We start from the raw sequence: 10,601 nt of genomic DNA on the forward strand, positions 1-10,601 counted from the left end.
GCGGTCAACGCTCCTCCCCCAGGTCACGGCCCTGCACGCGCAGGAAGACGACGGTGAGCGCGATGATGATCAGCGTGAGCACGGTCGCGATCGCCGAGCCGTAGCCGACGTCGGTCTTCTCGAAGAAGCTGACGTAGGAGTAGTAGGACGGCACGTTCGTCGCGCCGCCCGGCCCGCCCTTGGTCAGCACGAAGATCTGCGGGAACGCCTTCAGCGCCGCGATCGTCGTCCACAGCAGCACCACGAAGATCTCCGGGCGGATCTGCGGGACCGTCACGTGCCAGAACCGCCGCGCCCACGCGGCGCCGTCGATCTCCGCCGCCTCGTAGAGCGACGGATCGACGCGCTGGAGCCCCGACATGAACACCACCAGCGGGAACCCGATCTGCATCCACACCATGACGCCGAGCACGCTCCACAGCGCGGTCGCCGGATCGCCGAGCCAGTCGTGCGCGAGCGAGCCGAGGCCCACCGCGTCCAGCAGCTCGTTCACCGCGCCGTTCTCCGGCGCCAGCAGCCAGCTCCACACCACACCGGTGATCACGACCGGCAGCACCTGCGGCAGGTAGACGCAGGCCCGCAGCGCCGCCGCGGTCCGCGGCCCGAAACGCCGGTCGATGACGTCGGTGAGCACGCTCGCCAGCACCAGCCCGACCGCCGTCGGGACGATCGCCATCCCGACGATGACCAGGACGTTGTGCCGGAACGACGCCCAGAACTCCGCGTCCTCCGCCAGCTCCCGGTAGTTGTCCAGCCCGACCCAGCGCGGGCTGCCGACACCGGACCACTCGGTGAAGCTCGTCCCGAGGTTCATCAGGAACGGGACCCCGATGACCGCGGTGAACAGCAGCACCCCGGGGACCAGGTAGGGCAGGTAGGCCAGCCGCTCCCGGGACCGCAGCCCCGCCCGCGGCCGGCCCGCCCCGCCGTCGCGCGTGGTCACTTCGGCAGGCCGCTGTCGTAGGCCTTCTGGACGTTGCCGAGGACCTCGCCGGGCGCGGTGCCGTTCATCAGCTTCTGCACCTGCGACACCCACACGTCGTAGAAGCCCGCGACCGGCCAGTCCGGGTAGTAGGCCAGCCCGTCCGACCCCGCCATCGCGTCGAAGTCGGCGATCAGCTTTTTCGTCTTCGGCTCGGTGACGGCGGCCGGGTCCGCGGCGACCGGCACGCCGCCCGCGTTGGCGAGCGCGTCCTGCGCCTTCTTCTTCATCGTGATGTCAATGAAGTCGTACGCGAGCTGCTTGTTCTTCGACCCCTTCGGGACGACCCAGAGGTTGCCGCCCGACCCGAGCGTCATCTTCGCGCCCGGCCACGTCGAGGTCTCCCACTGGAACTTCGCCTGCTTGGCCACCCGTCCGAACCACCAGCTCCCGGAGAACATCATCGGGAACTTGCCCTGCATGAACGCCACTCCAGCGTCCTCGGCCTTGAGGCTCACGGAGTTCTTGGCGACGTAGCCCTTCTTCACCCAGTCGGCGAACGTGGTCGCCCCGTACGTCCAGGCGGCGTCCTTGAGGTCCGCCTTGGTGGTGTACCGCTGGAACGCGTCCACCCACGGGCGGTTCGCCCGGTCGAGGGCGAGCTGGTAGACGAACTGGTGCGCCATGTACTCGGCGCCCGCGTTGGTCATCGGCGTGACGCCCTTGGCGACGAACGCGTCCATCGCCGCGGTCAGCTCGGCGAACGTCGTCGGGATCTTCACGCCGTGCTTCTCGAACAGGTCCTTGTTGTAGTAGACCTGCAAGTACTCGGCGTAGTTCGGGACGCCGAACCACCTGTCGCCGCCCATCGTGCCCTTGGCGTCGTACTTGGCGGTGACCTGGACGCTCGGCTTGACCAGCTTGTCCCAGCCGCGCTTGGTCGCCTCCGGGGTGAGGTCCTGGAGCAGCCCCTGCTTGGACAGCAGCCCGGCGGTCGCGTTGCCCTTGTTGTACTCCATGACGTCGGGGGCGTCCTTGGAGTTGAGGACCATCGGCGCGGTCTTCTGGATCTGCTCGAAGCCCTTCTCCTCGAACTTCACCTTCACGCCCGGATGGGCCGCCTCGAACTCCTTGATCGCCTCGGCCCACGCCTGCCCCATGGCGCTGTCGGGCGTCTCGTAGTGCCAGAGCCGCAACTCCTTGCCGCCCGAGCCGCCGCCGTCGCCATCGCCGTCGCCGCCGCAGGCGGCCAGGACCAGGGATCCCGCGGCGAGGGCGGCGAGCAGCGCCGCGCTCCTGCCCGTCTTGAACATGGTCTTCCTCCGGGGTGGGACGGAGGCGCTGTCGAAGCGCTTCGATTGACCGGGATGCTAAGCCCACCGTGAGCCACGACACAATAGGCCGCTCCCCACGAATTCCGCGATCACGCCCTTGACCAGCGCCGATGTTCTGGGAGCGCTCCCACCTCGACCGCGCCTCCGCTGGTCGTCGGCGTCAGCCGGTGCGGCACTCGGTGCCGTTGAGGGTGAAGCGCTCGGGCCTGCCGGTCCCGCCGTCCCGGTGGCCCAGGAAGCCGAACTCCACGGTCCCCTGAGGTGGGATCGACCGGTTCCAGTCCGCGGCCGTGACCGTCACCGCGGCCCCATCCGCGTCCTGGCCGCCGTTCCAGATCTGGGTGATCCGCTGGCCGTCCGGCAGCGTGAACGCCAGCCGCCAGCCGTCGAGCGCGCCGTCCCCGAGGTTCGTGATCCGCACCGTCGCCTGGAAGCCCTCCGGCCACGAGCCGTTGATCGCGTACGACACCCGGCAGGGCACCGCCGCCGCCGTCCTGCTCGCGGACGGGCTCGCCTGCGGGCTCGCGGGCCCCCGCCGCGGCGGGGCCGGGCTCGCCGACCGCGAGGAGTCCGGCGCCAGGGCCGCCAGCAGTACCCCGACCAGCACCAGCGCGCCGACGACGACCCCCACGATGATCAGCGGCCGCCGCGCCGACCCCCCACCCAGCCCCGCATCGCCTGGGACGGCCGCACCCGCGTGCGCCTCACCCGCCGCGCCACTGCCCGGCCCGCTCGCGCCCAGCGGGGTCCCGCCTGGCAGGCGGCCGTCCTGCATGGGACCGCCAAGCGCTCCGGGCGGGCTCGGATGGGGTGCGGCCGACGGTAGCGCCTTCGCGCGCGGGTCCCTACGTTCCGCGCGGGTCGCTCCGGGCTGCGACGCAGCGGCCGGGGCAACCGGGAGTGCGGGCCCGTCCAAGACCTCGGTCGCTTCTTCCTGGGGCACGGCTTCCGTCGTGCCGGACGCTCCGGGTGGGACGGGCTCGTCCCGGGCGGGAGGCGGCGCGGCCGGGGCGGGAGGTGGCGCGGGCGCGTCCACGACCTCGGTCTCGGCTTCCGCCGCGCGGGCTTCCGCCGCCTCGGCTTCGGTCGCTCCGAGCGCCTCGGGGGCGGTCAGGATCTTGGTGGCGGGGTCGGCCCGGGGAGGCCGGGGGTCCGCGTCGGCCGGGGGCGGGTCGGCGGCGTGCGGGAAGGGCGCGAGCTCGATCCCCGCGGCGGACGCCAGCGCCTCGGCCGCCTCCGCCGCGGACGGGCGGTCGGCGGGGTCGGGCGCGAGGCAGCGGCGGCACAGGTCGGCGACGTCGGCCGGGACGTCCGCGGCGATGGCGTCCGGGCCGTCCAGCCCCGCCGGGTCGGCCGAGGGCGGTCCGCCGAGCAGGGCCGTGCGGAGGACGACGCCGAGGGAGAACAGGTCCGCGGCGGCCGAGGGCTCCGCGCCGTCGAGCAGCTCGGGCGCCACGTAGGCGGGCGTGCCGAGCAGGGGGCCGCCCGCGCCGGTCGCGGGGCCGGTGAACGCGATGCCGAAGTCGAGGACCTTCACGCCCACCGGCGTCAGCACGACGTTCGCCGGCTTGATGTCGCGGTGCACGACCCCGGCCGCGTGCGCCGCGGCGAGCGCGTCGGCGACGCGGGCGCACACCCCGGCGGCCTCCCGCCAGGGCAGCGGGCCGCGGGCGAGCCGCGCGGCCAGGGTCTCGCCGTTCAGCAGCTCCATCACCACGTACGGGACGCGGCCGTGCTCGCCGTAGTCGTAGACGCCGGTGATGCTCGGATGCGCCAGGCCGGCGGCGGCCTGCGCCTCCCGCAGGAGCCGCCGCGAGGACTCCTCCGTCCAGTCGCCGCGCGGCACCTTGACCGCGACGGACCGGTCGAGGACGGAGTCGACGGCGCGCCACACGGTCGCCATGCCGCCGCTCCCGGCGGGCTCCTCCAGGACGTAGCGGTCGCCGAGGCGATCGCCCGGCCCGACGATCTCGGACATGGGCGAAGCCTATGCCCGCCTCCGTCCGGCGAAGTCCGGCTTCGCCGGTTCTCAGGGGACGAGGTACCGGGTGTCGCGGACGTCGGTGATCGCCATGTGGCCGGGGGCGTGCCCGATCGCGAGCTTCGGGCGAGACGCCATCACGGCGGCCTGCGGCGTCACCCCGCACGCCCAGAACACGGGGATCTCGTCGATGCGGACCTCGACGGGGTCGCCGAAGTCGGGCGCGCCGAGGTCGGCGATCCCGAGCTCCTCCGGGTCGCCGATATGGACGGGCGCGCCGTGCACGGACGGGTAGCGGGACGTGATCCGGACCGCGTCCGCGACCTGCGCGGCGCGGATCGGGCGCATCGACACCACGAGCGGGCCGCCGAAGTCCCCGGCGCGGCGGCACGGCAGGTTCGTCCGGTACATCGGGACGTTGACGCCCTGCTCGATGTGGCGGACGGGCACGCCGGCCTCGCGCAGCGCGTCCTCGAAGGTGAAGCTGCACCCGATGAGGAAGGCGACGAGGTCCTCGCGCCACCAGGGGGTGGCATCGGTGACCTCGGCGACCGGCTCGCCGCGCTCGTACACGACGTAGCCGGGCAGGTCGGTGCGCAGGTCGCCGGAGAACAGCGACGCCGACACCGCGCCGGGCTCGGTCACGTCCAGCACGGGGCACGGCTTGGGGTTGCGCTGCGCGAACAGCAGCAGGTCGTAGGCCTGCTCCCGGGGCACCGCGATCAGGTTCGCCTGCGTCCAGCCGGCACACCAGCCCGCCGTGGGGACGCGGAGGCCGGTGCGGAACAGCGCCCTGGCCTGGTCCGGTGACAGCGCGCCCGGGTCGATGGGACCGCTCATCCGTTCCCCTTCCCTACTTCACTGGGTCAGTTCCACAGGTCGTCGAGGCCGGACAGGGAGTTCCAGCCCAGGTAGAGCGAGAGCAGCCAGGCGGCGCCGCCGAGCGCGAGCAGCCAGAGCGGGTACCGGTAGCCGCCGAGCAGGTCGCGGCGGCGGGCCGCGACCCACAGCAGCACGGCGAGGCCGAACGGCAGGATCAGGCCGTTCAGCGCGCCCGCGAGGACGAGCAGCTTCGCGGGCGTGGTGCCGATCGCCAGGTAGATCGCCGCGGACACCACGATGAACGCGACGACGAGCCGGTTGCGGTGCCGTTCGATCCAGGGCGAGAACGAGACGAGGAACGACACCGAGGTGTAGGACGCGCCGATCACCGAGGTGATCGCGGCCGACCACATGATGAGGCCGAAGACCCGCAGCCCGGCCTCGCCCGCCGCGTGCTCGAACGCCGAGGGGGCGGGGTTGTCCTTGGCCAGCGTCACGCCGCCCGCGACGACGCCGAGGACGGCGAGGAACAGCAGGACGCGCATCAGCGCGGTGACGAGGACGCCGGTGACCGCGCTGCGGTTGATCTCGCCGACGTGCTCGGCGCCGGTCAGCCCGGACTCGATCATCCGGTGCGCGCCGGCGTAGGTGATGTAGCCGCCGACCGTCCCGCCGATCAGCGTGGTGATCACGAGGAAGTCGACCTCGCCGGGGGCGACGGTCTCGCGCAGGGCGTCGCCGATGGGCGGGCCCGACACGACCGCCACGTACAGGGTCATGAGGATCATCACCAGGCCGAGGACGACCACGATGCGGTCCATCGCCGCGCCGGCCCGCCGGATCAGGAACACCGCGATCGCGACCAGCGCGGACAGCGCGCCGCCGATCTTGACGTCCAGGCCGAGCAGCGCGTTCAGGCCGAGCGCCGTGCCGGCGACGTTGCCGATGTTGAAGACGAGGCCGCCGAACACGTCCAGGAAGGCGAGGCCGTAGCCCGCGCCGGGCAGGACGCTGTTGCCGAGGTCCTGGGCGCGCCGCCCGGAGACGCCGACGACGCGCCACACGTTGAGCTGGATCGCGATGTCGACCAGCACCGACACGAGGATCGCGAAGGCGAACGCGGCGCCGAGCTGGGCGGTGAACAGGGTCGTCTGGGTGATGAACCCCGGGCCGATGGCGCTGGTCGCCATCAGGAACATGGCGCCGACGAGCGCCGCGCGGCGCGACGGCGCGGTCGAGGGCGGGGACGCGTCCAGCGCGGTGCGGTCGGTCATGGCTGCCCCTCCCGGGACGTCGGCGTCCTGCTAGCGTATGAATTGTTCAACAATTCAGCAATCCCCTTGTAGGGAAGTTCTCGGTGCCGCGGGGCTACGCTTGGCTCCGCTGGGACTCCGGGAGCGGGGGAAGGGACGGGCCGATGGCGGTGCCTGCGCGGGGGACGTGGCTCGACGAGATCGCGGCGGCGCGGCACGGGCTGGGCCGGTCGAGCACCGCCGCCCGGGTCGCCGACCTGCTCCGCGAGCAGATCACCGACGGGCGGCTCGTCCCCGGCGAGCGGCTCCCCGAGGAGGACCTGTGCCGGGCCGCCAAGGTGTCGCGCAACACCATGCGCGAGGCGTTCCGGCTCCTCGTCCAGGAGCGGCTGCTCGTCCACGAGTTCAACCGGGGCGTGTTCGTCCGCCGGGTCACCGCCGACGGACTCGCCGACCTGTACCGGGTCCGCCGGATCCTGGAGTGCGAGGGGGTGCGGTGCGCCGCGTCCGCCGGGCCGGAGGCCCTCGGACGGGTCGGGGCGGCGGTCGAGGACGGCGAGCGCGCCGCCGCTTCCGGGGACTGGCCCGGCGTCGGCACCGCCGACATCCGCTTCCACCAGGCGATCGCCGCGCTGGTGGGCAGCCCCCGGGTGGACGAGATGACCCGGCACCTGCTGGCCGAGATGCGCCTCGTCTTCCACGAGATGGGATCGCCGCGCGAGTTCCACGAACCGTACCTTGCCCGCAACCGGCGCATCTACGACCTGCTGGCGGCCGGTGCCGCCGACGAGGCCGAGCGGGAGCTACGCGCCTACCTCAACGACGCGGAGACCCAGTTGACCACCGCCTACAAAGAGCCGGAGTGACGACGACCTCGGCCACGCACGCGGGCGCGCGCCTGGGCCGGGATCGCATGAACTAAGGCGCATAGTTCATGACGTGGGCGTGGAGCATGCGGGGGGCCTCCGGGGCGCGGCGGCGGAACGCCTCGATCAGCTCCGCGTGCTCGGCCGACTTGGAGTAGATCTCCGTGTGGTGGAGGCGCAGGGACAGCGTCGTCCACAGCTCGATGCCGAGGCCCTCCCAGACGGAGACGAGCAGCCGGTTCCCCGCCGTCTCCACGATCTCGCGGTGGAAGGCGATGCTGAGGCGCATCTGCTCGTGCAGGTCGCCGTCGCGGGCGGCCTCGCCCAGGCGGCGGTTGTGCTCCTCCAGGGCGTCCAGGGAGCCGGCGAGGCGCGGGAGGGCCAGCTCCACGGCGGTCCGCTCCAGCCCCGCCCGGACGGGGAAGATCTCCGCGAGGTCCTGCTCGGTGAACGCGCGGACGCGGGCGCCCCGGTTGGGCAGCGTCTCGATCAGCCGCTGGGCTTCGAGCTGGCGCAGCGCCTCGCGGACGGGCCCCTGGCTGACGCCGAGCTCGGTGGCGATCCGGCGCTCGACGATGCGCTCGCCCGGCTCCCAGCGTCCCGCGCTGATGCCCTCCACGATGAACTCGCGGATCTGGTCGGCGAGCCCGGTACGGAGCAGCGGCACGGAGCTGGGCGTAGTCACGCTGATACATGGTAGACGCAGTGTCGATAAGCGCCTTCTGACCTTCGGTAAGTGGGCCTTGACGGGTATCATATGATCGATCATTGATCAATGATGATCGGTGGGCGCCGGAGCGATCCTACGGCGCCACCCCCGGACGAAGGAAGGTCGCCGATGGCTGAGACCACCCGGTCGGCTGGCACCGCCGCTCCCGCCCGCACCCGCCGGGCGCGGGGCGCGAAGGCCCCGCGGCGCGAGACCCACGCCGCGGCCGGCGCCGCGGCGGCCGCCGCCGCCACCGACGCCGCGACACTCGTCGGCTACTACCGGCAGATGCTGCTGGTCCGGCGGTTCGAGGAGCGCGCCGCGCGCGCCTACACCGAGGCCAAGATCGGCGGCTACTGCCATCTCAACCTCGGCGAGGAGGCCACGGTCGTCGGCCTGATGGCCGCCCTGCGCCCGTCCGACTACCTGTTCACGAACTACCGCGAGCACGGGTACGCGCTGGCCAAGGGCATCGGCGCCGACCGCGTCATGGCCGAGCTGTACGGCCGCTCCACCGGCGTCTCCAAGGGCTGGGGCGGGTCGATGCACCTGTTCGACGCCGAGTCCCGGCTGCTCGGCGGCTACGGCATCGTCGGCGGGCAGGTCCCGCTGGCCGCCGGCGCCGCGCTCGCCGTCTCCTACAAGGGCGGCGACGAGGTCGTGATGTGCCAGATGGGCGACGGGACGACCGCCATCGGCGCGTTCCACGAGTCGCTCAACATCGCCGGCCTGTGGGACCTCCCGGTCGTCTTCGTCGTGATCAACAACGGGCTCGGCATGGGCACCACCGTGGAGCACTCCTCCGCCGAGCCCGAGCTGTACCGGCGCGGCGCCGCGTACCGGATGGAGAGCGCCCGGGTGGACGGCACCGACGTCGTCGCCGTCCGCGACGCCGCCCGGACCGCCGTGGAGCGCGCGCGGTCGGAGAGCAAGCCGTACCTGCTGGAGACGGTCAGCCCGCGGCTGAAGGGCCACTCGGTCGTCGACCCCGCCCGCTACCGGTCCAAGGAGGAGAAGGAGGCCCTCAAGGCCGCCGACCCGCTGGCCCGGATGGCGCTGGAGCTGGAGGAGGCCGGGATCCTCACGCACGACGAGCGGGACCGGCTGGACGCCGACGTCACCGCCGAGATCGACGCCGCGGCGGCGTTCGCCGACGCGAGCCCGATGCCGGACGTGTCCACGCTGTTCGACTACACCTACGCGACCCCCGTCCCGGGCGACTCGCGCCGCCTGCCCGCCGACCCCGTATTCCGTTCCTGAGGAGCCCGCCGATGGCAACCGTCACCTACCGCCAGGCCCTCCGGGACACCCTCCGCGCCGAGATGCTGCGGGACGAGAACGTCTTCCTGATGGGCGAGGAGATCGGGCTCTTCGAGGGCTCCTACAAGATCACCGAGGGGCTGCTCAAGGAGTTCGGGCCGAAGCGCGTCCGGGACACCCCGATCGCCGAGGAGGGCTTCGTCGGCGCCGCGATCGGCGCCGCCATGCTCGGGCTGCGGCCCGTCGTGGAGCTCATGACGATCAACTTCTCGCTGCTGGCGCTCGACCAGATCGTCAACCACGCCGCGAAGATCTACGGGATGTTCGGCGGCCAGGCCAGCGTCCCGATGGTGATCCGCACCCCCGGCGGCGGCGGCCAGCAGCTCGGCGCCACGCACTCGCAGAACGTCGAGCTGTTCTACTCGTTCATCCCCGGCCTGAAGGTCGTCGCGCCGAGCACGCCCGCCGAGGCGTCCGCGATGCTGAAGGCCGCGATCCGCGACGACGACCCGGTGCTGTTCCTGGAGAACCTCGCCCTCTACAACACCAGGGGCGAGCTGCCCGCGGACGTCGCGGACATCGAGCCCGCCGAGATCGGCCGCGCGGCCGTCACCCGCCCCGGCACCGACATCACGATCATCGGCTACTCGCGGATGGCGCGGGTCGCGGCCGAGGTCGCCGAGACCCTCGCCGCCGAAGGCGTCTCCGCCGAGGTCGTGGACCTGCGGAGCCTGCGGCCGCTCGACCGGGCGACCGTCGTCGAGTCCGTCCGCCGGACGGGCTGCGCCGTGGTCGCCGAGGACGACTGGCTCACCTACGGCATCGGCGCCGAGATCGCCGCGACGATCCAGGAGGGCGCCTTCGACTGGCTGGACGCCCCCGTCCGCCGCGTCGCGATGGCCGAGGTGCCGCTCCCCTACGCCAAGTCCCTGGAGACGGCGGCGCTGCCGTCCGCCGCCTCCCTGCTCACCGCCGTCCGCGACACGCTCCGCGCGACCGGCCGTCCCGTCCTGGAGACCGCCCGATGACCGAGATCCTCATGCCCCGGCTGTCCGACACCATGGAGGAGGGGGTCATCAGCTCCTGGCAGAAGAAGCCGGGGGACGAGGTCGCGGTCGGCGACGTCATCGTCGACATCGAGACGGACAAGGCCGTCATGGAGTACGAGGCCTACGAGGCCGGCGTGCTGGAGAAGATCCTCGTCGGCGAGGGCGAGACGGCCGCGATCGGCGCGCCGATCGCCGTGATCGCTCCGGCGGGCGGCGCGGCGAGCCCCGCGGCTCCCGAGGTCGAGGCCGAGGCCAAGACGGAGCCCAAGCCGGAGCCCAAGGCCAGCGCCCAAGCGGAGCCCGAGGCCGAGCCGGAGCCCGTCGCGGTCTCCGCCGCGCGCGCGGACGCCCCGCACGCGGAGTGGCGGCGGCCCGGGGCGGCGCGGCCGCCGTCGTCGCCGCTGG

10 protein-coding genes are annotated in these 10,601 nt (G+C 72.9%); 4 read left to right on the forward strand and 6 right to left on the reverse strand.

The window, feature by feature from the left end:
* Positions 1 to 4 precede the first annotated feature (4 nt).
* The 5 genes from E1300_RS15570 to E1300_RS15590 all read right to left on the reverse strand — a co-directional run bounded on the left by E1300_RS15570 (position 5) and on the right by E1300_RS15590 (position 6,333).
* A complete protein-coding gene (locus tag E1300_RS15570; protein ID WP_131757709.1) occupies positions 5 to 943 on the reverse strand; it encodes a carbohydrate ABC transporter permease in 939 nt (312 codons plus the stop codon).
* A complete protein-coding gene (locus E1300_RS15575) occupies positions 940 to 2,235 on the reverse strand; it encodes an ABC transporter substrate-binding protein (RefSeq protein WP_131757710.1) in 1,296 nt (431 codons plus the stop codon). The genes E1300_RS15570 and E1300_RS15575 overlap by 4 nt, the downstream gene beginning before the upstream one ends.
* A 181-nt stretch (positions 2,236 to 2,416) precedes the next feature.
* Positions 2,417 to 4,234, reverse strand: a complete 1,818-nt coding sequence (locus tag E1300_RS15580; RefSeq protein ID WP_131757711.1) for a protein kinase domain-containing protein — start codon at positions 4,232 to 4,234, stop codon at positions 2,417 to 2,419.
* 51 nt (positions 4,235 to 4,285) lie between these two features.
* On the reverse strand, positions 4,286 to 5,077 hold the full coding sequence (locus E1300_RS15585; protein WP_131757712.1) for a putative hydro-lyase: 792 nt from the start codon (positions 5,075 to 5,077) through the stop codon (positions 4,286 to 4,288).
* Between the two features lie 26 nt (positions 5,078 to 5,103).
* Positions 5,104 to 6,333: an NRAMP family divalent metal transporter gene (locus E1300_RS15590; RefSeq protein WP_131757713.1), complete on the reverse strand. Its 1,230-nt coding sequence runs from the start codon at positions 6,331 to 6,333 to the stop codon at positions 5,104 to 5,106.
* Between the two features lie 143 nt (positions 6,334 to 6,476).
* On the opposite strand from E1300_RS15590, the gene E1300_RS15595 reads away from it, so the two are divergent.
* Entirely contained in the window at positions 6,477 to 7,178 is a 702-nt protein-coding gene (locus tag E1300_RS15595; protein WP_131757714.1) for a GntR family transcriptional regulator, read from the forward strand.
* 52 nt (positions 7,179 to 7,230) lie between these two features.
* Here the strand turns inward: E1300_RS15595 and E1300_RS15600 are convergent, their stop codons facing one another.
* The gene (locus E1300_RS15600; protein ID WP_242619165.1) at positions 7,231 to 7,863 is read right to left on the reverse strand and encodes a GntR family transcriptional regulator; all 633 of its coding nucleotides are present in this window, start codon (positions 7,861 to 7,863) and stop codon (positions 7,231 to 7,233) included.
* Between the two features lie 153 nt (positions 7,864 to 8,016).
* On the opposite strand from E1300_RS15600, the gene pdhA reads away from it, so the two are divergent.
* The 3 genes from pdhA to E1300_RS15615 all read left to right on the forward strand — a co-directional run.
* Positions 8,017 to 9,147: a pyruvate dehydrogenase (acetyl-transferring) E1 component subunit alpha gene (pdhA, locus tag E1300_RS15605; protein ID WP_131757715.1), complete on the forward strand. Its 1,131-nt coding sequence runs from the start codon at positions 8,017 to 8,019 to the stop codon at positions 9,145 to 9,147.
* Positions 9,148 to 9,158: 11 nt separating this feature from the next.
* Complete coding sequence (locus E1300_RS15610) at positions 9,159 to 10,175, forward strand: alpha-ketoacid dehydrogenase subunit beta (RefSeq protein WP_131757716.1); 1,017 nt, start codon at positions 9,159 to 9,161, stop codon at positions 10,173 to 10,175.
* Positions 10,172 to 10,601: biotin/lipoyl-containing protein (locus E1300_RS15615; RefSeq protein WP_306440658.1), on the forward strand; the 430-nt coding region annotated here is incomplete at its 3' end. The genes E1300_RS15610 and E1300_RS15615, both read left to right, overlap by 4 nt.

Source organism: Actinomadura fibrosa, assembly GCF_900659615.1.
Taxonomy (GTDB): Bacteria; Actinomycetota; Actinomycetes; order Streptosporangiales; family Streptosporangiaceae; genus Spirillospora; species Spirillospora fibrosa.

Coding starts and splice junctions, on each gene's coding strand:
- E1300_RS15575 (WP_131757710.1), bottom strand. CDS start 2,235: ATGTTCAAGACGGGCAGGAGCGCGGCGCTGCTCGCCGCCCTCGCCGCG.
- E1300_RS15580 (WP_131757711.1), bottom strand. CDS start 4,234: ATGTCCGAGATCGTCGGGCCGGGCGATCGCCTCGGCGACCGCTACGTC.
- E1300_RS15585 (WP_131757712.1), bottom strand. CDS start 5,077: ATGAGCGGTCCCATCGACCCGGGCGCGCTGTCACCGGACCAGGCCAGG.
- E1300_RS15590 (WP_131757713.1), bottom strand. CDS start 6,333: ATGACCGACCGCACCGCGCTGGACGCGTCCCCGCCCTCGACCGCGCCG.
- E1300_RS15595 (WP_131757714.1), top strand. CDS start 6,477: ATGGCGGTGCCTGCGCGGGGGACGTGGCTCGACGAGATCGCGGCGGCG.
- pdhA (WP_131757715.1), top strand. CDS start 8,017: ATGGCTGAGACCACCCGGTCGGCTGGCACCGCCGCTCCCGCCCGCACC.
- E1300_RS15610 (WP_131757716.1), top strand. CDS start 9,159: ATGGCAACCGTCACCTACCGCCAGGCCCTCCGGGACACCCTCCGCGCC.